Here is a 22,642-nt window from a genome sequence, read left to right on the forward strand (position 1 = left end):
TTGGAAGCTTGAGCATGAGGCTAGGAGGCCCGGGGCGGCTGGACTTCAAGAAGTTTAAAGAAGAGAAGAGGGCCGGAACCGCGCTCTTGATCTTGGCCCTCGTCGGGAGCGCCGTCGCAGCCGGCTTGGTGTGGTACGAGTCGTACGTGAGTAACAACTACGTCTCTACGGAAGCTTACACGATATACAACGTCCCGGCCTTCGAGAAGCTCCTAAAGGAGAACAAGTACGTGGCGGTGATGTTTAGGAGCCTAACTTGTCCGCACTGTGAGAAGATGTTGCCCTACTGGCTCAAGCTCGAGATGAGCCAAGGGAAAGTAAGGTTCGTCGACGTGGTTTACGGTACCAACACCGCCACCTTGTTCCAGAGGTACAAGGTAGAGGGGACGCCTACTTTCATACTCTTCAAGGACGGGAAGCCCGTGGCGAGACACGAGGGCGAGTTCATAGCGGAGAACGTGACGGAGGCGATGCTCAACTGGGCCCTCAGCGCCGTCGGCACCCCCGTCTTGGCGGGCTACCAGACCTACTTGGCCAAGTGCTCCGTGTGCCACGGCGCCCCGGCCTCGACCTCGAGGGAGGACTTGCTCGAGTGGGCCAAGAGCGAGAGGAACGGCATAGGGAGGCTCTTGTTAGAGGCCTACCGGAAGAGGGTGACCCTCGAGGAGCTCTTGGGGAGCGAGGACGCCATTAAGGAGAGGATATGGGGCATGGCGAGGAGGAACAACGTCCCCCTGGACCAGAAGACCGTGGACGAGACCGCCAAGTTCTTGCAAGCGGTCAGCGAGGTGTTGATAGGGAAGAAAGAGGTAAACGCAGCGTCGATGTCCGCGGGGACTACTGAAATACCGTCTAGCGGCTCGGCCGCGCCGGCGCTGATGTTCTTGGTCGGCCTGGCCGCCGGGGTCGGGGCGGCCGTCTCCCCTTGTAACTTCCCGCTGTTCGTGACTTACGTGACTAGGGGCTTGAGGGAGAGGAGGTCCTCCGCCCTCTCGGCCGTAAGCTGCGCGGCGGCCGCTGCCGTGGGTGTGGCCTTCCTCGGGGCACTGTTCTTGGCCTTCTCCACCGCCGCCTTGGAGCTGCAGAAGTTCTTGATACCCGTTGTAGGGACCGTAATAGTCGCTATAAGCGCGGCGAGCTTGCTGAAGGTGCCTATAAGCTTCAGCGCAGGCTCGCTGGGCAAGACCGGAGGGAAGGCGTTCTGCTTCATTTACGGCTTCTTGTCGGTACAGTGCAACTTGCCCTTGGTCATAGGGGCGTTGTTGCTCATAGCCAGCGGCGGGGGCTTCCAGACGCTGGCGGGCTTCGCCTTAGGCGTTGCGGCCCCGCTCTTCGCGGTCAGCTGGGCCGGGCCGAGGGTCAGGGGGCTGGCGGAGAAGATAGTGAGGAACAGCGAGAGGATAGAGCTGATAACCAACGCCTTCATGCTCGCAGCCGGAATATACTTGCTGTTCTACGGCGCGACCCTCATGTAGAACGAAGCCGGCGTAAACGCCCTCGCGACCTTGTAGACCTTTTTGACCTCCTCCAAGACCTCGTCTGCGTAAGCTCCCTCCACGAAGAGTACGCCCGCGGACTTCTTCACGTAACCCCCCATTACCCCCGGCAACTTCAAGAGCCTCGGCTCCACAAACTTCAAGAAGCCGACCCTTGCGGAGAAGGCCTCCGCGGCCTCCAAGAAGGAGTAGAAGTCGAACCCGTCCAACAAGGCCTTCCAAGCGTCCTCGAAAGCTTCCCTCACGTCCAGTGAGGAGAGCATGCTCGGGGTGTCCGCGAAGAGGCCCTTCACGGTGAAGCCCACCACGAAGACTTTTCGGGGAACCTCCAAGCTCTCCACCCTCCCCCACCCCGGCCCCCCGGCCTCTGTCCTGACCGCAACTCCCCTCCCGTAGGCTATCGCCATCACGTCGCCCAGCCCGGTCTTGTTCAAGACCTCCGCCACGTGGGCCCTCGCAGCTGCCTCCACGAAGCTCTTGTACTTGAATATCGCCGAGGCCAAGGCTATGGCAGCGGAGGTGGCGAACCCCTTCCCCACGGGCACCGGGAGCTTGCACCTAACCTCCCCCAAGGCCGTGGGCACCGGGGGCCGCGGGCCTCCGGGGGAGCAGACCGCCCCGGGCTTGAGCAGCACCCCGGCCCCCAAGGAGCCCGTGCTTATGGCTGACCTCCTCCAGACGGGCCTCCAGAGGCCGCTGACGTGGAGGGGCACCTCTACGATCAAGCCTTCCTCTCCCCGAGGGGTTAGCGGAAAAGCTCAGAAGTACTTCCAGAGGGTCAAGGGGCTGGGCTCCTCGGAGGGGCACACCTCGCCCCTCCTGACCCTCTCGAGGGCCCTTGTGAGGGGGACCGCGTCGAGGGCGACGGTAGTTAGCAAGGAGACGAGGCCCTTCCACTTCCCGAACTCGTAGTACCTCTCCAACCCGCCGTAGGCCTCCTCGTAAACAGCCTTCAGCCACCGGTCGAGTACGGGGGCGGAGTAGTCGCGGCACGCGAACAGCTTGACCAAGCCCAGCGTGTAGTCCCCGACGCCCTTCACCCCCTTCAAGGAGTCCACGTTAGAGCAAGTGAGCGGCCGCTCCCTCAAGGCCTCTTTGAGGGCCGTCACGAACTTTGCTCTGTAGCCGAAGCCCGCCGCCTTGAGCGCCCGCTCGTCCACCTCCTCCGGCCGCGGGAACCTCAAGTACTCCTTCCCGAACACGTTAATCCTCTTAGAGGCGATGATGTGAAGCTTGTAGAGGCTCGACCACGCTTGCTTGAAGCTCGCGTTCTGTTGCGCTATGCCCACCACCGCGGCCTCCCAGATGCCGAGGGCCCGCGGCCTCAGGCCCCAGTACCTCTCCGCCACGCACCCCAGCAGCGGGTCCCCCTTCAAGGCCTCGTAGAGCTCGTCCAAGTCCTCGTGGAGGCCCAAGGCCTTGGAAGCGACCTCGGGGTCGCCGTGGAGCTCGTCCGGGGGACAGAACTTGAAGGGCCTCCCGTCGAGCTCCCCGTAGCCGCACCTCCCGTCGAACTGCCAGCTGAAGGCGTAGAGCGCGAGGGACTCCTTGGGGTACCTCAAGCCTCCCCCCAGCACTCCGGGACCAGCTCTACCCTCCAAACCCGCTTGCCCGGGGAGTAGTCCAACACGCCCTTCTTCTTACAGCCCGGGTACTTCCTCTCCACCTCCTCCTCAGTCCCCACCACGTAAAGCAGTATCGCCCTCTTGGCCAACCTCTTGGCCTCGTTCAAGAACTCCTCAGCCTTGTGGGGCAAGTTCATAATCACTACGTCGAAGCTCTTATCTTTGAAGAACTTCGTGACCTCCGAGGCGTCGCCCATGATTGGTATTATAGTTCCCCTCAACTTCTTCTTGTTCAATTTGATGTTATCTATCATGAGTTTCACAGCGTTCGGGTTAAGGTCTATTGCGACTACCGTCGCTGTCCTCTTGGAGGCTATGTGTATCGGGAAGAAGCCGACGCCCGCGAACATGTCGAGCACCCTCTCCCCGTCCCTCACCGCCTCGCTCACCTCCCTGTGCTCCTCGCTGAGGGAGGGGTTGACGTAAGCCTTGGCCAAGTCCACTTTGAAGATTAATCCATACTCCTTGTACAAGGTCTCCGTCCTCTTCTCCCCGCCCAAGTGGACCAGCTTAGCTACTCTGTGCTCCCCTTCAGTGCCCAGCTTGGCCCAGAGGGACTTGACCCTCTTCTGCGAGGCCTTTATACACTCCCAGAGCTCCTTGGAGTACTTCAACAACTCCTCGTCCTTCAACGAAATCACTGCCAGGTCGCCCACCACGCTGAAGGACCGCGGCCAGTCGCCCTTCCCTAACCTCTCCTCCAAACACTCCTTCAAGCTCTTCGGCCTCTCCCTCCTCTCGAGCTCGATCTCCACGACCTCGTAGCCCTCCACGGGTGCCTTCACCGGTATGAGCACCTTGTCGCCCACTTCCTTTATCTTGTAGTTTTGGTCAACGACGTTCTTCCTTCTGAGCTCCTCTAGGACCCTTTGCGCCTCCCCCTTCGGCACCGCCACCGCCAGCAAGCCCGCCCCCGGGGAGCTCGAAGGTTGAGAGCAATAGCGTTGAGTAGGCTAGGAGGAAGAGCGCGTAGGCCAAGTGCCTCTGGTGGGGCCAGACGGTTGCGGAGAGCAACGCCAGCGGGAGGGGGAGCTTGCAGTACCTCCTCCTATTAGGCACCTTGAGGATGATAGGAACCATCATAGGGAAGTGAATGAATATGTGGAGCGCGACGAAGCCTAAGAGGGAAGCGTGCAAGGAGGTCAGCGGTTCCTTCGCTAACAACGGCAAGAAGGAAGAGGGGATTACGAGGGCGTGTCCCCACCAGAAGTACTCTTGGGCCCTCCTCGCCACCCCTTCGAGCCCCTTCACCTTCTTGTAGTACTTAGGGAGGTTGTAGAACTTGGCAGCCACCAAGTATACCAAAGGGGAGAAGAAGCCCAAGGCGTAGGAGGGGTGGGGGTAGGCGAGGAGCGCGAGCGAGAGGGCGGAGCTGGCGAAGGCCAAGGGCCAGTTCGCCTCCTCGCCGAAGGTCTTCGGGAAGGACTGGCACGAGACCGCGTATATCAGAGCGAAGGGGTAGGCCAAGAGCCTTACGGCGTCCGTTACTGGGTCTGCAGAGGTTATTGAATATATTGTCAAAGCGAAGTACGATATCGCCACCGCTTGGAGGGACCTCCTAAAGGCCCCCTTCCACTTGGAAGAGGAGGAGAGCGCCCAGAGGGCGACGTGGAGCGCGGGCGCTGCTAAGTAGTGCTTCAGCCCGTCGTACCAGAACGGGAGCGCTAGGAGCGGGGCGTTGAGGGGCAGAAGCTCCCTCCTCTCCCCCTTGCTCAGGCTCGCCACGTAAGCGAGGGCCACCCCGTGGGGGAAGGTTACCACCGCAGCCCTCATGAAGTCTATATGCAGCTTGGGGAAGACGGGGGCTAAGGTCAAGGCTACGGTAAAGGTCGCCAGCGAGTAGGCCACTAAGACCTTGGCGATCAAAGGTTCCATCCGCGAGGGAGGGGAAGGAGCGCTTCAAAACCTTCCCTCCCACGAGCGCCGCGAGAGCTATGAGGTCGGCCCTAGCTTTAGTGCTCATCGCCTCCTTGGCGTGGGCGCACGCGTTCTCTTTCGAGCTCTTAAGGCCGGAGCTGGCCTTCCCGATAGTAAACTTAACGTGGAACAACGAGACCTACACGACTGTGTACTTCTTCCCGAAGTCCATAAAGGGGTTGTTTTAGGGTTCGTCAAGGGGAAAGAAACCTTCTTGATGGCGTGCGGCTCCTCAGAAGTTCCGACGTACTTCGAAGCGCGCTTCCGCGCGGACGTACAAGTAGGCAGCGACGAGGACTTGTTCTCGATAAGCCTCGGGGCCTTGCCGGGCAAGAGGTATTGCGTCACCAAGCTGTCCGAACTCAACTTGGTGGTTAAGCTATTCGAAAGCGAGAAGGATAAAAGCGAAGTCGAGATGGTAGCTTCCTTGGTGAAGTCAATGTTAGCCGCGGCCGGGGGAGGAGGGCTGGGCCCGGCGGGCCTGGTGTTCCACGCGCGCAAGATTCTTGCGCTCTTCAGCGAGCTCAGGGGAGTATACGTGAACTTGAGGGTTGAAACCGATAAAGGGAGCGTGAATCTCGACCGGTTCATGTACTTCAAGATCTTGGACTCCGAGCCGCGGTACACAGAGATAAAGGTCCTCTCCAAGTTGCCCTTGGCCCCCGGGGAACCAGTCAAGCTGTTGGTAAAGAACAAGTCTAACGAGACCGTGGTGTTCCAAGTGTGGGGCGACTACAAGATGGCAGAGGACGACTTGCTCTACGAGGCCTACTTGAGGCCCGGCGAGGTCCGGGACGTCGAGCTGGAGCTCTACGAGGGAAGCTACTTGTACTTGAGGGACCTCTACTTGAGGGAGTGTCCGTTAGCGGAGTACGAGAAGACGGGGGAGTGCAGCGTTGTGGGCTCCATTCCATACTTCAACGCGCTTACACTGTTGGAGTTGGCAAAGGTTAAGTGGTTCGAGGGGGACTCGGAGGTGACGGAGAGCGAGCTGGGGCCCGGGAGGTACAAGGTCTGCGTGGAGCCGCCGCCCCTCGTCCCGGACCTAGATATGCACGCTACAGTCACCTTGAGGGTAATTTTGGATAGGAAGCTTCTGCCCGATAGAACGCTCGCCGTCGAACGGGTCACGCTGACGTCGCTCACGGACTTCAAGGTTTGTATCAACTTCATTATAGACGAGTGGTCTTTCACGGACGAGTGGAGCGCCAGGGGAATCAAGCTGGAGCTGAAGGGCTACGGACTCAAGCTGAAGCTGGACGAGCTCCCGCGGCGCAGGTGACCCCACAAGTTTTCGCGGAACTCCTCCACCCACTTGGGGTCGGCCTCCTCGTTCTTCCACGAGGAGGGGTCTGACACCCCCTTTACGTACAAGTACAAGGTCCTAACCACCCCGGCCTCGTCTTGGACGCCCCTCTTCGCGACCGGCATCCAGCCCGGGACCGGTATCTCGAGCGTCACCACTCTCGCCCCGGGCCTGAGCCCCTCGAGCTTTTCCAGCATCAAGTCCCTAATAACGTCGTAGTAGATGTATAAGTACACCACCGTTGCGTCCTCCAAGCTCACCTCTTTGAAGTCCTTCTTCAAGATCTTTACCTTATCTTCCAGCCCCTCCTCCCTCACCTTCATTTGGGAAAGCAAGACCAAGGCGTCGTCCACCTCGACCCCGACCGCCCGGGCGCCGTAGAGCTTCGCCGCCAGCACCACAACCCTCCCGTCCCCGGAGCCCAAGTCGTAGACCACGTCCCCGGGCCCCACCTTGGCTAGCTCTAGCGCCGCCTTCACCACCTTCAGCGGGCTCGGTATGAAGGGGACTACCTTTTCCACGATCGGACCCTAGGAACTCAAAACTCTCTCCCTTATCACCCTTAGCCGGCGATGAGGTGGGTAACCCCGTCCGAAAGGTGAGGTAGGAATTTTCGTCTGAGCCGACCTTCTTAAGGCCTCTCCCGGAAGGCCCACGGGGTTATAGGAGTGGAAGAGAGGGAAGTGCAGCCCGAGGTTAACATCGGCGTGGTAGGGCACGTGGACCACGGAAAGACCACGTTGGTCCAAGCGCTCACTGGCGTGTGGACCGCCAGGCACAGCGAGGAGCTCAAGAGGGGGATGACTATAAAGCTGGGCTACGCCGACGGGGACATATACAAGTGCACCAACTGCCCCGAACCGGACGCCTACTCCCCCGAGCCTAAATGCCCGAGGTGCCCCAAGGGGAGCGAGCCGGTCCTCCAGAGGAGGGTCTCCTACGTGGACGCCCCGGGACACGAGGTGTTGATGGCCACCATGCTCTCCGGCTCCTCCTTGGTGGATGGCGCCTTGCTAGTAATAGCTGCAAACGAGCCTTGTCCCCAGCCGCAGACTAAGGAGCACTTCATGGCTTTGGACATAATAGGCATTAGGAAGTTAGTTGTCGTCCAGAACAAGATAGACGTGGTGAGCAAGGACCAAGCGATGAAGAACTACCAACAGATCAGGAAGTTCTTGGAGGGCACTTGGGCTGAGGACGCGGTGGTTGTGCCGGTCAGCGCCTTGCACAAGGCCAACATAGACGCGCTGCTGGAGGCGATCCAAGAGGAGATCCCCACTCCCCCGAGGGACTTGGACTCCCCGCCCCTCATGTGGATAGCTAGGAGCTTCGACGTGAACAGGCCGGGCACGCCCCCGGAGAAGCTCGTAGGAGGGGTCGTCGGGGGCTCCTTGATGAGGGGGAAGCTGAGGGTAGGGGATAAGATAGAGATAAGGCCCGGCTACGCCGTAAGGAGCGGGAACAAGGTCGAGTACGTCCCGCTGGAGAGCGAAGTGGTCAGCTTGAGGTTCGGCAACGTGGAGGTAGAAGAGGCCAAGCCCGGCGGGCTGGTGGCGGTGGGCACCCGGCTGGACCCCTCCGTTACCAAGGCTGACGCCCTCGTGGGGAGCGTGTTGGGGAGGCCCGGGGAGCTGCCGCCGGTTTACGACCAGCTCACCTTGGAGTACCACTTGCTCGACCGCGTGGTGGGCTTCAGAGGGGGCGAGATGAAGATGGCCCCGCTGAGGAGGGGAGAGGTGTTAATGATGACCATAGGTACGAACATAACCATCGGTATGGTAGTCGACTTGAAGAAGGACGAAATGACCGTGAAGCTCCAGAGGCCCGCGGTGGCCTGGAAGGGGGCGAGGGTGGCCTTCAGCAGGAGGATACAAGGCCGCTGGAGGCTGGCGGGCTGGGGCGTGGTTAAAAACTAGAACATCTTTAGGTCCAACCCTTCCTTGAGCCACCTCGAGGCCTCCAAGGCGTGGTACGTTATTATTATGTTTGCGCCGGCCCTCTTTATTGAGTGCAGTATTTCCAAAGTTATCTTCTTCTCGTCCACCAGCCCCTTCTCGGCCGCCGCCTTAACCATGCTGTACTCTCCGCTGACGTTGTATGCTGCTAAGGGGTAGTGGGGGAAGGCCTCCCTCACCCTCCTTATAACGTCCAAGTAGGAGAGCGCGGGCTTCACCATCAAGATGTCCGCCCCCTCCTTAACGTCCAACATAACCTCCTTCAAGGCCTCCTCCCCGTTCCTGGGGTCCATCTGGTAGGTCCTCCTGTCCCCGTGCTGGGGGGCGTTGCTGGCGGCCTCGCGGAAGGGGCCGTAGAAGGCGGAAGCGTACTTGGCGGCGTAGCTCATTATAGCCACGTCCGTGAAGCCCTCCTTGTCCAAGGCCTCCCTTATGGCCAGCACCATGCCGTCCATCATCGAGGAGGGGGCCACCACGTCCGCCCCCGCCTTGGCGTGGGAGAGGGCGACCTTAGCTAACAGCTCCAAGGTCTTGTCGTTGTCCACCACGTACTCGCAGAGGTCGCCGCGACACCTCTTGGCTAGGACCCCGCAGTGGCCGTGGGAGGTGTAGTGGCAGAGGCACACGTCCGTGAAGACCACCACCTCGTCCCCCAGCTCCTTCTTGAGCAGCCTGACCGCCCTCTGGACCACCCCTTGGTCGTCGTAAGCGGAGGAGCCGAGGTCGTCCTTGTGCTTGGGGACCCCGAAGAGCAGCACCGACCTTACCCCTAGGTCCAACGCCTCTTGGACGTGCTTCACTAACTCCTCTCCCACCGGCCACCTCATCTGCCCGGGCATCGCGCTTATCTCTTCAGGCTTGTCTATGCCTTCTTTGACGAATATGGGGTATATGAAGTCCCTGGGGGAGAGCCTGGTCTCGGCGACCAAGTCCCTGAGGTACAAGTTCTTCCTCAGCCTGCGCGGCCGGAGCCTGGGGAAGCTCAAGGCCCTCTTCCGCTCCGCAGTAAAGCTCCGAGGACTATATCCGGTAACTCCCGGGGGCGAAGGGCTTGAGGTGGTCCCTAGAGGGCGAGGCGTACCCAGTCATAAGGGTAGAGCTCGAAGAGGGGGAGAAGCTCTACGCGGAGGCGGGCGCAATGATGATGATGAAAGGCGACGTGAAGGTTGATACTGTGTTGATAGACTTAGAGGAGGAGGGCAACGTGCTGAGGGCGCTGGCGGAGGCCCTCGGGAGGAAGCTGTTGGCCGGGGAGACGGTCTTCCACAACGTCTTCGAGGGCCCGGGGGTGGTTTGGCTGAGCCCCAGCCTCCCCGGAGGGGTGGAGTACATTGAGGTCAAGGGGGAGTGCTGGACCGTTCAAGACTACTCCTACGTGGCCCACTTCGGGGACTTGAAGCTGGACCTAGCGTGGAAGGGCCCCAAGGGCCTCTTCTTGGGGGACTTGGTCTGGCTGAGGGCCTGCGGCGAAGGGGGGCTGTGGGTCTCCAGCTACGGCGACATAATGAAGGTAGAGGTGGAGGACGAAATGGTGATAGACAACATGCACTTCGTGGCCCTCCCGGACGACGCTGAGTGGAGGGTCGAGAAGTTCGGCGGGCTGAAGAGCTTCATCACCGGCGGGGAGGGGTACGTGATAAGGGTGAAGGGGCCGACCACGGTCTACGTGCAGACTAGGATACTGCCCCCGCTCGCCGCGGCCATAGCTAGGTTCATGCCCTCGAGGTGGGCCGAGCTCTTCAGGGCGAGGCTTTAGGACCTTACGGCAGTATCTTGAAGGCTCCTTCGAAAGGTCGTCCCAAAATATCGTAGTCTTATATAGAGAAAGCCTATTTGTGAGGTATGGGGGATGATGTAATTGAAGGCGCTGGTAATATCTACGTGGGGCAACTCTAGAGCGTGGGAAAGGGTCACCTATCGCCCGGACGACCATTTGAAGGATGCCCTTGAGGACGTCCTGGAACAAGAAGTCACCTCATGTAATGTGCTGAAGCTCTTCAAAAAAGAGAATACGAGAAAAGTCGTGCTCCTACCGATATCCCTTCTCGACGAAAAAGCGAATGATCTCAAAGAGGCAGAGGACAAGATAAAGGAAACTGTAGTTACATCGAACGAGAACGACGACTGCAGAAAAGATCTAAAAGAAATCTTGAACAGCTCCGAAGTCAAAATCGTTCTTGGGAGTGGAACTTTCCTCTCGAATAAGGTCATAAAAAAGTTTGAGGTTCCGTTCAACACCGTGTTAAGCGACCTATACTTGAAACTCTACGAGAGCTTGAAGGAAGAGTACAAGCGTGCGGAGGAAGAACTCGAGGTTATTTTAGACATAACTCACGGAGTTAACTACTACCCCGTAAGCTCCAGAGCTATACTCGAGAAGCTCTTAGCAGTTATGAGTCACAGAGGAAAGAGTAGGCTTTACGTCGCTTCGAGCGACCCCTTCGTGCGCGGCCGAGGGGGCTCTGTGAAAGAGACCATGAATCTCGAGTACCACTTAATCGAGAAGAAGGCGTTTCCCAAAAACGCGTTCCTAACCTTGGCAATAGATATAGAGTTTAAAAACGTGGTAAAGGGAAAAAGCGAGATAAATGACGAGTTGGAAGAATTGAAGAAGATCAAAAAATACATAGGATTGTTAAGCGTACCGAGCCTCCTCGCGTGGAGCTACCTCAAATACGTACTGGAGAACAACAACGCCATAAAGAAAGCCGAGAACTTGTTACTTAGGATAAGTAAAGAACTTGAGAAATTCTCCATCGAAGACGACAAGTTCAAATTTAGTGTGGAATTTAATCCAAAAAGCGTGTTTGACTTAATAGCGCTGATCGAAGTAGGCGAAGCCCTCAAGGACTTAAAAGGGGAGAAGAACTGTGACTTCTTCGCGGTTGAGTTCGATGACTTGAACGCTAGCAACAATAAATATAAGGACCTCATGGAAGATGTATCCAAGCGCTTATGGGAGAAGGAGTTCAATGACCTAAAATTGACCATTAGATCCTATGAGCGAGTAAAAGAAGAGGCGAGGAGCGCGCTCGAAGAGTTAAAGAACATAGACGACTTGAGGAACCTCGCCGTGTCCGAGGAGAAGCTGAGGGAAAAGGTAGAAAAAGAAAGCACAGAACGCCTCAAGTGCAAACTGGAGGAACTTCGAAAATACATCATGGACGGGTGGCTCCCGTACTCGTTCCTTAGGGTGGGCAGCGAGGTCAGCGGAGGAGGAGAGAGCATACGGAAGAAGCTCCAAGAGGAGGCCCTGTGGTGGGCCGTGTGGGCCCTCCGTGTCAATAGGGATGACTGTTCGGCTGACGAAGCCACTGTTAGAAACTTCGTAGCTCACGCGGGCTTGGAGATGAACGTAACCTTCGTGAAAAATGACAAAGTCGCGTACTACCTCCCCTCCCTTGAGTGCATAATAGAGAAATTAACATAAAGAAGTCAACAAGGATTAAACGATCGATTAACAGGGGAAAACATAAAAGCCGGCAGCGCTCGGGTTAAGCGTTAAATGCTCTAAAACAGAGCGGCTGACGGGTGTCGACCCTCCTTGAAAAAGGACGTCGTACCGGCGTTGATGAGCGCCGTCACGCACGTCCACGTCGGCTGGGGGAGGGGACAAGCGGACGTGGACCAACCAATAATTAAGGACCCTATGGGAATACCCTTCATCCCCGGCTCCTCCGTCAAGGGCGCGCTTAAGACGAAGTTCTTGATAGAGGGCGGGTGCACGTCGAGTTCGAACGGGGGAGAGGGGTACTGCGAGAAGTGCGCAGAAGTTTGCTGTCTCTTCGGCGGCGAAATGGGAGGAGAGGGGGCGTCCAGAGTGGTCGTAGCGGACTTCTACCCGCTCCTCATCCCAGTGCCCTCTTTGGACTATGGGTACGTCTACGTAACTTCTGACTCGCTCTTGCAGTACGCAGAATCTTTAGGCATTAAAGTGATTAAGGGAGAGGGTGAGGGCGAGGAAATATTCGTGGGAACGCAGAAGGTATCTGTTAACGCGGTTCACCTCGATGAACGTGTGGCGCGGCTCCACCCGTTCTTGAAGCGTTTCCTCAGAAGCGACAGTGATAAGTATGTAAGGGTATACAAAGTTGACGACGATCATCTGTCCAGATTGGTGGACGCGGCGCTGGTACGGTTAACTAGGGTTAAAGTGGCGAGGGGCACGAAGACCGTTGAACGCGGCAAGCTCTGGACGGAAGAGTACCTACCCCACGGGACCGTCCTGGCGGGGGCCTTTGTTTACAGGCCTTGGAGGAACGTCTACTGCGAGAGGTGTGAGAGGTGTGAGGAAATATGGGAAAGGCTGAAAGACGTTCTGTTGACGATCGGAGGCAAAGAGACTATCGGTAAAGGCTTGGTTAAGATCACGGCTTTCTGAGAAAACGAAAGGACCTCGTCGCAGCTCCTAGAGAAAGTCTTCGCGAGAGCCTCGTTGCCCCGTTCGGTTGAATGAGTACATTGAAGAGATAAAACAGCCCTCTAACTCAACGAACGCGAGGGTACAAGGGTTGCCCCACTGGTCCTCGCCGGCCAACGCAACCCATTTCAAATTCCAGAAAAGGAACTTTAGCGAACCCGTGTTCCAATTAGCTCGCGCGCCTCACGCGGAGTTCCTCGGAACGATTGGGGACCATATGCTTGAAGTAATCGGACGTTCTCAGAGGGGTAATTAACATGACGTGTAATAATTTAATAAAGAAAAAGATGGTTGCACTGCTCCACGACACGCCGGAAAAGGCGTGGTTAATGTACGTCAAGAAGAAACACGAAGAATACGCTAAGGAAAGGATAGGGGACGTCCTTGGAGAGGAATACTTAGACTACTTCAAAGACGTTAAAGCGTACGACGTAATTTCCTCTACTATAGATAGGTGGGTCGTGCCCTCCCGGATGAACATCGATCGCGTGATTAGGCTGATCAACCCCTTCGACCCCAACTTCTTCTATGAGATCGACTTGGGGCAAATAAGTAAGGAAAAGATAGAGGATTACTGGAACAAGTTGAAGACGTGTTTGAGCAAGGTAAGTGGTGACAGAGAGAGGTACCACGCCCAGTACGTCCTCATGGAGCTGCTGTGGTACAAGACAGTAAAGGTCCCCCTCCCCGCCGACACCAGGTTTCCTACCCACACAGTCTTCGACCACGTATACGCTACCGCTTCCATGATTAACATCTATAATAACGATAGCAAGAAGTTCTCCGGCTTCATAGTGGGAATAGACATACCGGGCATTCAGAGCTTCATAAGCGGGGGACGGAGGCCCGGGGACTGGTGGATCAGGAGCTGGTTGATCTCCGCGACCGTGTGGTACTTAATAAAAGAGCTCGTCTGGAACCTCGGGCCGGACGTACTGTTAAGCCCCAGCGCGCGCTACAACCCCTTCTACTACGCAACGGTAGCGCATAGAGTACAAGCGGTCAGAGAGTGTTTGGACGAGAACCTCACCTCGCCCGAACAGCCCTTGATGCCCGCCACAGTTACCTTGCTCCTCCCCGCCTGCAGCATAGAGCTTATGAGGTCTGAACTGGTCGAGAAGGGCTCGCTGAAGGAAGGCGAAGGAGTTTCCGACCCCTCCGTGATTATAAGCCGGTATTTCAAGGAGAGGTTGAAGGAGGCTTGGAAGAACGTCATTGAAGATATACAGACCCGGTTGCGGAGCACTGCCGATAATCTAATAAAAACGCTCGAAAAGGTCAGGGTATGTACCGGCACGTGTACCGACGTAGCGTCTGCCGACGATCTTATAGAGAGAATGATAGAAATAATAAAGCATGCGGAGAGAGCTCCCTTCGACGTTAAAACTGTAGTTATAAACCTAGAAGAGGCCTTTGAGGAATTCGTCAAAGAGTTCAGAAGGATAGAAGGGAAAATGAGAGCTGAATTGGAGCAACTTATAAGCTCCGAAGGCTTAGCCGTAGGAAAGGACGTATTCCCCTACTCCAAGGACCTTAGCGACGTGATGAGTGACTTAGAGAAGAAGCTGTTCTTCCACTGGCTAGTTACCAAGAAGTATCCCGAAGAGTTCCGCAAAGCGAAGGCCGTCCGCTTAGACCCGCTGCTCCTGGACGGTTGGACGCTAGAGGTCACTAAAGCTAGGTATGAGAGCTGTAAGGACAAGTCCGCGCCCATGTGTACTTGTGGCAGGCCCGCGGCTGTTCATAACCCGTCTGAGGCCTCGAGCCCCCTACTTAGGTCGCACGAGGCCCTCTGTCCTTACTGTTTGATCTTACGGTTGTTACAATATTACACCGATGCGTTGACCTCCATAGTGGAAGCCGACCACGTCAAGGCTCCAAAGGTCGTAATGTCCACGTTGGCAGCCTTGCCGGAGCTGGTCAAGTGGCTTTCCGAGTCTGGAGGAGCGGTTGAGATAATGGATGAAAATGGAAATAATGTGGGGTTGCCGAAGGACCAGCTCTTAGAGAGCTTGACGAGGAGCCTCAAGGAATATAGCTCTTTCGACTTCTATCAGAATAAGTATTCCCGTTTTAGCTTGGAGGAGGTCTTGGAAGAGCTGCAGAAAAACGAGACGGTGGAGAGACTCATAAGGGACGATTCTAAGAACTTGTACATACGAGTTCTTGTACGTAAGGACAGAGACTCGAGCAAGTTGCTCTCTCTGAACAAGTACATAGCTATGGTAAAAGCTGACGCGGACAACATGGGTAACCTCAAAGGGGGCAGGCTCGGTTACGATGCCGAAGCTTACTTTGAAACGATATATAGACAAGCCGGACCTCGGCGAGGGGTCGGTCAAGAGGAGAAGCTGTATAAACTTGCTGGCTCGTTAGTAAGGAGCGTAATAGAAAGGCTACATGAAATATATCCGAAAGAGGTCTACGGGGAGAACGACTCGTCCTTGCCCACAGTCTTGGTCACGCCCACATACTTGTTCCAACTCTCTTACTCCTTAATGACGGAAGCGCTAGTAGATAAGGAGATAGTAGAAAAGAATTACGGCCTATTAGTGTTTGCCGGAGGGGACGACCTCCTAGCCTTGGTTCCGGCGAGAAGCGTCTCGAGGGGTTCGGGACGCGCGGAACCCCTCGGAGGTCTAGAGGAATTCCTCTCTCGGGAGTTGCTAGAAATTGTGAAGGAGTTCTACTTCTCCCCCGCGCTCTGGGTTTGGTGGTTGACCCGGCTCAACCACTGGGGACTGCTCCGCAGTCCCGTCGGCTTCCGATATACAGACAACTTCTTCGCCCCGGCCTTGTTGGCATACGGGAGGAGCTACGGAATAGCAATAAGGCACTACCGCGACCCGCTGGCCAAGGTCTTTGAGGACGCGAGCGAACTGGAAGAAAGCGCGAAGAACGTATCTAAAAAGAAGGACGGTGTAGGAGTGAGCTACGGGCGCTTAGGGGCGAGGGGGGTCGCTCTGTCGAACTCGCTGGGCGTCGAAGACAAGGGGGACCTAAAGGAACCCGCTTCATTGGGTCCCATTATAGCCAAACTCTCATCCTTCCATCGCCGCGGGCTGAGCAATAATTTCTACTATGATATCGTGAGGGAGTTGCAGAAGTACTTTGGTCACGACGCGAAACACGAGTGGGCTGCAGCGAAAGGGCTCACCACACCCATCATAATATTGTTGAAATATATAATTAGTAGGAACGTGGCAGACGAGGAGAAGTATTCGCAAAACCTAAAGAAGGAGGTCGAGGAAGTCTTAGAGTTCTTGAAGCTCACAAATGAGTATATTTTTGATGTGTTGGAGTTCGGCTTTGCGTGGCACAAGGCCGTGAGGTGAGCGGCGGTGATAGCGATAGAGCCCCTCAGCTTCGTGAGCTTCAGGAAGCCCGGCCCTTTCGGACTGACCCAGCGAGGCCCCCTGTCCACGAGCTCTACGTACTTCGCGAAGACCACCGCGCTGGTGGGGTTGTTGGCTTACTTGGCCTACTCCAAAGGCTTCGAGTGTGAGGCTGAAGGCCTCTTCGAGGCCACTAAGAAGTGCGTAGGGCAGTGCTTCAAGGGAAGCTTGCGAGGGCCTTACGTCTTGCACCGAGACTCCTCTTGTTTATACTTCGGCGAGGAGAACTTGTTCAACCTAACGGTTCTCTTCGAAAAGTGGAACGAAATTAAGACGGCAGTGAAGAAGTACTTAGAGGGGGAAGCGGAGTTAGGGAGGAAGAAAAAGGGAATAATCGATTACTTCACGACCCCCTCATACAATGAGGCCCTTGCGGGAGGGAGTAGCCCACAAAAGCGCGGGGTGGGTTGGAGAGAGCTCATCTCCCACCAGTTCTCAAACAAGTTGTCGAGGTCCAAGAAGATGAGTGAGTTCGTTTTCGTAAGGGAAAGGTTCTACGCTAGGAAAGTGGAGATGTTCTTCGAAGTCGGCGAGGTTGAGCCTCGCTGCCTCGACGACGCGCTATTGCCCCTGGGGGGCGATGGGGGATTAACGAGAGTTGAAGCCAAGGACGTAAATCCCGTAGAAGAGAAATTAAAGGACTTGTGGGGCGAGTGCTGGGAAGGTTGCGAGGGGGCTCAATCGGTAGTAGTGGTAATATCTCCTCTGATAATGGGTTCCGAGGGCGATTATAGCGACTACAGAAGGCCCTTCAAAGAGGTCCTCGACTTCGAAGGCGCGTCTAGAGAGTTGTTGCCCCTCTACGATCGCTACACTATCAAGGCGTATCCCTTAGGCTGGGACTTGATGAGGGATTGTCCGCGGCCCTTCGTCCCCGCAGTTGCCCCCGGATCGGCCGTCGTGGGGAAGTTGAAGAAACCGCCGAAGGAAATCTACTGGAAAGGGCTAGGCCTCTTTAGAGACCTCGGTTTCGGGACGGTGCTCCCTCTACCCTTAGACCCGACCACATGACTTTTTTGTTGTTCATCATAATCAAAAAGCTCAAGGAACTTCGAATGATTGAAACGTACCGTCCGGAGAACGCTCCCAACCTTTCCAGAAAATTTATTAACTGACCTAAGGACCCCTTCCCTGGAGGCTGCGGCGGTCGTCTAGCCTGGACTAGGACGCCGGCCTGCCACGCCGGAGATCCCGGGTTCAAATCCCGGCCGCCGCACCAACCCTCCTCTCTTGAAACCCCCTCAAGAGCGCCCGCCCAGGGGCCGCTACAATTTAACTCCTCTCCGTGGGCCCTCGAGGCACTACCTTGCTCGCGCTGGACTACCTCAAGTCCAAGGGCTTTAAGGTAATCATACCGGAGCTCGGGGTGGGAGACAGGGCTTAGGACCTCCAGCAAGCTAACCTTCCTAACCTCCTCCAAGAGTCCCTTCCACGAGGGGACCCCACGAGGCCGTAAACGAAGGCCTTCTCAGCCTTGGTGCGCAAGCTGATAGACGGCACCTCCAACAAGTCCTTGGGCACCCTGTAGCCTAGGGCCTTCAGGGCCAAGGCTGCCTCGAGCTTGTAGGTTACCCCCAATACCTTGTCTATCAAGTCGTTGGGCTGTTGATCGCTGAGGGCGTGGGGCGGTCCTTCTGGCCCGCGCGACGTAAGCCTTTGTATGGCAGGCGCGTCGGTACTCTTACACGACCTTCTTCCAATATTACAAATCACCAAACCTTTGTATTTACTCATTTCCTTTTCATCTTTGCCCACATGGGAACATCCTATATTCGAAAACGCACCATTACTATTCACTCTCTCAAACCCCCTTATATCTTTTCATGGGAACGCTGAAGATCGTGGAGGGAAGGGCAGAGGAAAAATTTCTTGAATAAAGGGAAAAGTTTGGGGAATTGTAAACTCGCAGTAGAACGCAATTCTTTTAAGGGAAAGACCTTGGGGCCTTATATGGAAGGCTTCGGTGGAGTCTCAAGAGAGGATAGAAAGGCTCATCTTCGTGATTTGACAAACTATGGTCAAGTCGAGTAGAGTCTCAAAAGAGGATAGAAAGTTCTCTAGCTTTACGATGTTTGAGAAGCTGAGGTAGTTGTCGTGTGGAGTCTCAAAAGAGGATAGAAAGGCATTAATTTCTATGTAATATTCCTCGTTATTCTCCTTGGTGGAGACTCAAGAGAGGATAGAAAGAACAACATCACCTTAAGCAACTTGTCTATATCATCCTGTGGAGTCTCAAGAGAGGATAGAAAGTTAGTAATTATTGTGACACTCTTTGTTTCAGGGTCTTTTATGAAGAGTAGAGTCTCAAAAGAGGATAGAAAGCCTTCACGGAGGGCCATTCGAGCAACGGGAGGAACGGGGTCAAGAGGAAGCAGAGAACTTGAGGGTCTTCAAGAAGCGCGTGTAGACCGGCGAGGGCTGCAACGGCCTGCTCTTGAACTCGGGGTGGTACTGGACCCCCCAGAACTCTTGGCCCTCCAGCTCCACCCCCTCCGGCACTCCCTCGCTCCACGCCGATACCCTTAGTCCCGCCTCCTCTAACTTGTCCAAGTACTTTGGGTTAACGTCGTACCTATGTCTATGCCTTTCTTTAACCAACGTCTTCTTGTAGGCCTCCCAGAGCTTGGTCCCTTTCATTATTATTACTGGCTTCGCTCCCAACCTCATGGTGCCGCCCAAGTACTTCAGCTTCCTCTGTTCGTCCAGCAAGGCCACTACGGGGTGGGGGGTGTTGGGGTCTACCTCCTCGCTGTTCGCGCCCTCCAGGCCGGCCAAGTGCCTAGCTACCTCAACCACCATCATCTGCATCCCGAAGCATATTCCCAAGGTGGGCACACCCCTCTCCCTTAGCTCCTTTATGACTGCTATCTTCCCCTCCGCCCCCCTCTTCCCGAAGCCGGGCAAGATTATCGCCCCGTCCGCCTCCGCGGCCTCCTCCGGGCTCAGCTTGCCCCTCTCCACGTCCGTCACCTCCACCCACTTCAGCTTGGGCATGAACCCCGCCTCTACGGCCGAGTGTTTTAAGGACTCTATGATGCTCAAGTAGCTGTCCTTCAATTTCGTGTACTTACCGACCATAGCTACCGTGGGCCCCTCCGGTAAGGACTTCAACTTGTTAACGAAATCTACCCAATATTCGAGTTCTATCTTCCTCTCTTCCAATCCCAATATCTTGGTGAGGTACTTGGGGTACCCCTGCTCCGCCAGCCTTAGGGGCACCTCGTAGACGAACTCCACGTCCGGGTCGGAGAACACCGCCTCCTCCGGCAAGTTGGAGTAGAGGGCTATCTTCCTCTTGGTCTCGGGCTCCAAGGGCTTGGTGGAGCGTCCGACCACCACGTGGGGCTGGATGCCTATCCTCCTCAGCTCTTGTACCGAGTGCTGGAGCGGCTTGGTCTTCTGCTCTCCCGTGGTGCTTAGCACCGGCACCAAGGCCACGTGGACGAAGGCGACGTCGCCCCTCCTCTCCACCCACATCTGGCGGGCGGCCTCCAGGAAGGGGAGCCCCTCTATGTCGCCCACCGTGCCCCCTATCTCTACCACGGCTACGTCGAAGTCCTTGGCCACTTCGTCTATCATCCTTTTAATTTCGTCCGTCACGTGGGGAATTATTTGGACGGTCTGCCCTAAGTACTCCCCCTTCCTCTCCTTCTCAATGACGTTCAAGTAGACTTTCCCGGTAGTTATGTTGTTATTCTTGGTCAAGTTCTGATGTAAGAACCTCTCGTAGTGACCCAAGTCCAAGTCGGTCTCTCCGCCGTCCTCGGTCACGAAGACCTCCCCGTGGGCGTAGGGGTTCATCGTGCTCGCGTCCACGTTCACGTACGGGTCTATCTTTATCGCGGTGGTCGTGTATCCCATGGACTTGAAAAACAGAGCTGTGGATGCCGTTAGGATACCCTTCCCTAGGCTGGAGAGCACCCCGCCGGTTATGAAAACGAACTTTGTCAGCTTCAGCCCGCCGCCCCTTCGACTGAGCCCTTTTTTACGGCACCGCTTCGGTGGAGTCCTCCAAGGGGTCGTAGGAGGCCACTTCCTCGTGCTCCGCCATCTCGTCCGCCAAGTCTCCCACAACCTCAAAGAAGGTATCTATATACTTCTTCGTTACCCAGCATATCTCCTTCATACCTTCATCTCCCCAAAACCTCTCGTAAAGCCAGTACAAGCACCTCCCGCCGCAGTAGCCCTTGTACTCGCACCTCTCGCAAGGGACCCCCTCGGGGTAACTCAAGGCCTTGGGAGGGGAGCGCTCGTAAACGCTCCCGGCCTTGGCCCAACCCTCATAGGGCGCTATGGGACAAGCCACCACGCTGCCGTCCGTGAGCACGGAGTAGGCCTTCCTCCCGGCCCCGCACGGCACCCAGTCCCAAGGCTCCTTGTGAGCCTTTAAGAGGGCTATGAAGGGGACTATCCCCAAGAGCTCCCCAGTCCTCAAGTAGTGTTCTTTGAACTCCTCTGCCAACCTCCTTATGCCCGGCAAGTAGCTCCTCTCCGCCCATCCCCTCAAGTCCCACTTGGGCACCCAGTCCACCGACAGCTGCCAGTGGACGTGGGTGAAGGGGAGGGAGAGCAAGTGCTTTACGTCTCTATATATGTCGCTCTCCAAGTCAACGGCCATCCTGGCTATGACCCTCTTCACCCCCAGCCTCCTAGCCTTGTAGGCCAGCTCCAAGGCCTTCGCGTAGCTCCCCCTCCCCCTGCGGGAGTCGTTGAACTCCTCCGGGCCGTCTATAGAGATCAAGACGTTCTTCATCCTCTCCCAGTACCTCGGGGGCAAGAGGTGGTGTAAGGTGGCGTTGGTCTGTATGCCGAAGGTAGCCTCGACGTTGTCCATTACGTCCATTATGAACTTCGGGTTCAGCAAGGGCTCCCCTCCGTAGAACACTATCGCCGGCCTAGGGTCCACGGCCTCCAAGTACTCCTTCAAGGTTGAGACGGGGTAGACCGGCTTAGGGGGGAGGTCCGGCCAAGAGCCCCCGCAGTACTTGCACTTGAGGTTACACTTAGAGGAGCTGTAAACGAGCCAGAGCATTACCGCCTCTTACACGCGCTCTCCAAGACGTTTTTCACCTCTTCCGCCTCCTCCGGGGCGAGCCTCCTCATTACTATAGAGACCGTCACTTCCGAGTCCTCTAACTCCTTCCTTATCATTTCCGTGTTAGCCTTGTAAACGAAAGATTTCAACACCACCCTGTAGAAGCCGGTAGATATTATGTGTTGTGTCTGAACCTTCATGAATATCTTGTTACACTTTGACCTGACGAGCTTGCTGTACTTCACCAAAGTTCTCAACGCTTTGAACTTCATCGGGTTGACGAGCTTGGCGTCCCGGTAGAAGCCGGAGAGGGCCACCACCAACAAGAACGCCTCTTCCACGGTCTAAACCCGTTCGACGTCTCATTCAGAGAAGATATTTAATGAGGGCTTAAAGTTTCGAAGTTGGAAGGTGCGTTGATAACTTAAATAGAAGCCTCGGAGAGGGCGCGGGAGAGCCCTTGCAGAAGCCCCTAGTCTCTATAATAATGGGCTCCAAGAGCGACGAGCACGTGGCGAAGAAGGTCATCGAAGTTTTGGAAGAACACTGCGTACCCTACGAACTCAAGGTGATATCCGCCCACCGGCAGCCAGAGGAGCTGGACAAGTACCTAAAGGAGAGCAAGGAGTACGTCAAGGTCTACATAACCATAGCGGGCCTCTCCGCTGCGCTCCCCGGCGTGGTGGCCTCCAAGGTAGAACAGCCAGTCATAGGGGTGCCCGTGGAAGTCAAGCTAATGGGCTTGGACGCCCTCTTCAGCATAGTCCAAATGCCTCCAGGGGTGCCGGTGGCGGCGGTAGGCATAGACAACGGCAAGAACGCGGCCTACCTAGCCATAAGGATACTAAAGCTCGCGGGCTTCCGGCCGTGTAAGTGAGGGAAGGGCCTCCTTGAACGTAACTAACGTTTTGAGGAAGGCGGCGAAGCTCGCTTACAAATCAAAAGCGTTCGACCTACTCGCCTACGTGAAGTCCGCCCACATGAACTACGTCGCGTTCGCGCTCACGATAATAAACTTGGTAGTTATATTGAACGGCGTAGTGCTGCCTTACTTGCGCGTCCCCGCCCCCCTCCGCTTGGCGACTACGGCCTTAATCCTCCTCGCGGTGGGCGCGACCTCCTTAATCCTCGGCTGGATAGACGTGAACGCCGGCGTCACGCGGAAGACCGTGGAGAAGCAAGCCTATTGGAGGAGGCCCACGTGGGCGCAAGCCGCCACCTTGACCTTGAGGGTCGCTGACCTCCCCTCAGTAGTTTCTCTCTGGCTGAGGCTCAAGGGGGAGGGGACAGCCGACGAAGAGCTGAAGAGGTGCTTTAGGAACGCAGTGCACAACACCGTGGAGTGGGTCTACTTCAGCCACCTCGAGGTGGGGAAGCCCCCGATGAGCCAAGACGTGAGGTGCTTGGAGAGGTTGGCCTCCATGTTAGGTTTGGACGTCTCAGATATCAAGGATGAGATTTTGGAAATATTGAAGAAGCCGGAGTTCAGGTGA

21 protein-coding genes, 1 tRNA gene and 1 CRISPR repeat array are annotated in these 22,642 nt (G+C 56.3%); of the genes, 12 read left to right on the plus strand and 10 right to left on the minus strand.

Going from position 1 to position 22,642, the window contains the following annotated elements:
- Positions 1-14 precede the first annotated feature (14 nt).
- Positions 15-1,475 (plus strand): thioredoxin domain-containing protein, encoded by a 1,461-nt coding sequence (locus IGNI_RS01635; protein WP_011998351.1) that lies wholly within the window; start codon positions 15-17, stop codon positions 1,473-1,475.
- On the opposite strand, the gene IGNI_RS01640 is transcribed toward IGNI_RS01635, so the two are convergent.
- The 4 genes from IGNI_RS01640 to IGNI_RS01655 are packed head-to-tail and all read right to left on the minus strand — an operon-like array spanning position 1,454 to position 4,987.
- Positions 1,454-2,221: a GHMP kinase gene (locus tag IGNI_RS01640; RefSeq protein ID WP_011998352.1), complete on the minus strand. Its 768-nt coding sequence runs from the start codon at positions 2,219-2,221 to the stop codon at positions 1,454-1,456. The two genes, IGNI_RS01635 and IGNI_RS01640, sit on opposite strands and share 22 nt — an antisense overlap.
- A 33-nt stretch (positions 2,222-2,254) precedes the next feature.
- Complete coding sequence (locus IGNI_RS01645; RefSeq protein WP_011998353.1) at positions 2,255-3,058, minus strand: DNA glycosylase family protein; 804 nt, start codon at positions 3,056-3,058, stop codon at positions 2,255-2,257.
- Entirely contained in the window at positions 3,055-4,017 is a 963-nt protein-coding gene (locus IGNI_RS01650; protein WP_238374107.1) for a class I SAM-dependent methyltransferase, read from the minus strand. The genes IGNI_RS01645 and IGNI_RS01650 overlap by 4 nt, the downstream gene beginning before the upstream one ends.
- Positions 3,953-4,987: a hypothetical protein gene (locus IGNI_RS01655; RefSeq protein WP_148202200.1), complete on the minus strand. Its 1,035-nt coding sequence runs from the start codon at positions 4,985-4,987 to the stop codon at positions 3,953-3,955. Before IGNI_RS01655 ends, IGNI_RS01650 begins: the two co-directional genes overlap by 65 nt.
- A gap of 68 nt (positions 4,988-5,055) precedes the next feature.
- Here IGNI_RS01655 and IGNI_RS07715 point away from each other — a divergent pair, with 68 nt between their 5' ends.
- Both IGNI_RS07715 and IGNI_RS01660 read left to right on the plus strand, forming a co-directional pair.
- Entirely contained in the window at positions 5,056-5,226 is a 171-nt protein-coding gene (locus IGNI_RS07715) for a hypothetical protein (RefSeq protein WP_187145982.1), read from the plus strand.
- Between the two features lie 26 nt (positions 5,227-5,252).
- Positions 5,253-6,320 (plus strand): hypothetical protein, encoded by a 1,068-nt coding sequence (locus IGNI_RS01660; protein WP_052569891.1) that lies wholly within the window; start codon positions 5,253-5,255, stop codon positions 6,318-6,320.
- On the opposite strand, the gene IGNI_RS01665 is transcribed toward IGNI_RS01660, so the two are convergent.
- The gene (locus IGNI_RS01665) at positions 6,275-6,865 is read right to left on the minus strand and encodes an SAM-dependent methyltransferase (RefSeq protein WP_011998357.1); all 591 of its coding nucleotides are present in this window, start codon (positions 6,863-6,865) and stop codon (positions 6,275-6,277) included. The genes IGNI_RS01660 and IGNI_RS01665 overlap by 46 nt on opposite strands.
- Positions 6,866-7,012: 147 nt before the next feature.
- Between IGNI_RS01665 and IGNI_RS01670 the strand changes: the two genes are divergently transcribed.
- Positions 7,013-8,260, plus strand: a complete 1,248-nt coding sequence (locus IGNI_RS01670) for a translation initiation factor IF-2 subunit gamma (RefSeq protein WP_011998358.1) — start codon at positions 7,013-7,015, stop codon at positions 8,258-8,260.
- On the opposite strand, the gene hemB is transcribed toward IGNI_RS01670, so the two are convergent.
- Positions 8,257-9,285 carry a porphobilinogen synthase gene (gene hemB, locus IGNI_RS01675; protein WP_011998359.1) on the minus strand — a complete coding sequence of 343 codons (1,029 nt, stop codon included), beginning with the start codon at positions 9,283-9,285 and terminating at the stop codon, positions 8,257-8,259. The genes IGNI_RS01670 and hemB overlap by 4 nt on opposite strands.
- A 65-nt stretch (positions 9,286-9,350) precedes the next feature.
- Between hemB and IGNI_RS01680 the strand changes: the two genes are divergently transcribed.
- The 6 genes from IGNI_RS01680 to IGNI_RS01710 all read left to right on the plus strand — a co-directional run bounded on the left by IGNI_RS01680 (position 9,351) and on the right by IGNI_RS01710 (position 17,333).
- Positions 9,351-10,055 (plus strand): TIGR00266 family protein, encoded by a 705-nt coding sequence (locus IGNI_RS01680; RefSeq protein ID WP_011998360.1) that lies wholly within the window; start codon positions 9,351-9,353, stop codon positions 10,053-10,055.
- 102 nt (positions 10,056-10,157) lie between these two features.
- Positions 10,158-11,729, plus strand: a complete 1,572-nt coding sequence (locus tag IGNI_RS01685) for a TM1812 family CRISPR-associated protein (RefSeq protein ID WP_011998361.1) — start codon at positions 10,158-10,160, stop codon at positions 11,727-11,729.
- A 114-nt stretch (positions 11,730-11,843) separates the two neighbouring features.
- A complete protein-coding gene (gene cmr4 / locus IGNI_RS01690; protein ID WP_011998362.1) occupies positions 11,844-12,680 on the plus strand; it encodes a type III-B CRISPR module RAMP protein Cmr4 in 837 nt (278 codons plus the stop codon).
- 296 nt (positions 12,681-12,976) lie between these two features.
- Positions 12,977-16,054, plus strand: a complete 3,078-nt coding sequence (cas10, locus tag IGNI_RS01700) for a type III-B CRISPR-associated protein Cas10/Cmr2 (RefSeq protein ID WP_011998363.1) — start codon at positions 12,977-12,979, stop codon at positions 16,052-16,054.
- A 6-nt stretch (positions 16,055-16,060) separates the two neighbouring features.
- Positions 16,061-17,125 carry a hypothetical protein gene (locus IGNI_RS01705; protein ID WP_011998364.1) on the plus strand — a complete coding sequence of 355 codons (1,065 nt, stop codon included), beginning with the start codon at positions 16,061-16,063 and terminating at the stop codon, positions 17,123-17,125.
- A 129-nt stretch (positions 17,126-17,254) separates the two neighbouring features.
- Positions 17,255-17,333, plus strand: a tRNA-Gly gene (locus IGNI_RS01710).
- Between the two features lie 161 nt (positions 17,334-17,494).
- Here the strand turns inward: IGNI_RS01710 and IGNI_RS07630 are convergent.
- From IGNI_RS07630 to IGNI_RS01730, 4 genes are all read right to left on the minus strand, one after another.
- On the minus strand, positions 17,495-17,869 hold the full coding sequence (locus IGNI_RS07630; protein WP_187145983.1) for a hypothetical protein: 375 nt from the start codon (positions 17,867-17,869) through the stop codon (positions 17,495-17,497).
- 211 nt (positions 17,870-18,080) lie between these two features.
- Positions 18,081-18,436: direct repeats of the CRISPR family, unit length 23 nt; unit sequence GAGTCTCAAAAGAGGATAGAAAG.
- Positions 18,437-18,475: 39 nt separating this feature from the next.
- Complete coding sequence (locus tag IGNI_RS01720; protein WP_052570452.1) at positions 18,476-20,065, minus strand: CTP synthase; 1,590 nt, start codon at positions 20,063-20,065, stop codon at positions 18,476-18,478.
- Positions 20,066-20,099: 34 nt separating this feature from the next.
- Complete coding sequence (locus IGNI_RS01725) at positions 20,100-21,146, minus strand: TIGR04084 family radical SAM/SPASM domain-containing protein (RefSeq protein WP_011998367.1); 1,047 nt, start codon at positions 21,144-21,146, stop codon at positions 20,100-20,102.
- Positions 21,146-21,490: a hypothetical protein gene (locus IGNI_RS01730; protein ID WP_011998368.1), complete on the minus strand. Its 345-nt coding sequence runs from the start codon at positions 21,488-21,490 to the stop codon at positions 21,146-21,148. Before IGNI_RS01730 ends, IGNI_RS01725 begins: the two co-directional genes overlap by 1 nt.
- A 146-nt stretch (positions 21,491-21,636) precedes the next feature.
- On the opposite strand from IGNI_RS01730, the gene purE reads away from it, so the two are divergent.
- Both purE and IGNI_RS01740 read left to right on the plus strand, forming a co-directional pair.
- Positions 21,637-22,026, plus strand: coding sequence for a 5-(carboxyamino)imidazole ribonucleotide mutase (gene purE / locus IGNI_RS01735; protein WP_052570454.1), 390 nt, complete (start codon positions 21,637-21,639; stop codon positions 22,024-22,026).
- Between the two features lie 13 nt (positions 22,027-22,039).
- The gene (locus tag IGNI_RS01740; RefSeq protein ID WP_011998370.1) at positions 22,040-22,642 is read left to right on the plus strand and encodes a hypothetical protein; all 603 of its coding nucleotides are present in this window, start codon (positions 22,040-22,042) and stop codon (positions 22,640-22,642) included.

This window comes from Ignicoccus hospitalis KIN4/I (assembly GCF_000017945.1).
Taxonomy (GTDB): domain Archaea; phylum Thermoproteota; class Thermoprotei_A; order Sulfolobales; family Ignicoccaceae; genus Ignicoccus; species Ignicoccus hospitalis.

Excerpts from the sequence above, each read along its gene's own strand:
- IGNI_RS01635 (WP_011998351.1), top strand. The coding sequence starts at position 15 with ATGAGGCTAGGAGGCCCGGGGCGGCTGGACTTCAAGAAGTTTAAAGAA.
- IGNI_RS07715 (WP_187145982.1), top strand. The coding sequence starts at position 5,056 with ATGAGGTCGGCCCTAGCTTTAGTGCTCATCGCCTCCTTGGCGTGGGCG.
- cas10 (WP_011998363.1), top strand. The coding sequence starts at position 12,977 with ATGACGTGTAATAATTTAATAAAGAAAAAGATGGTTGCACTGCTCCAC.
- IGNI_RS01725 (WP_011998367.1), bottom strand. The coding sequence starts at position 21,146 with ATGCTCTGGCTCGTTTACAGCTCCTCTAAGTGTAACCTCAAGTGCAAG.
- purE (WP_052570454.1), top strand. The coding sequence starts at position 21,637 with ATGGGCTCCAAGAGCGACGAGCACGTGGCGAAGAAGGTCATCGAAGTT.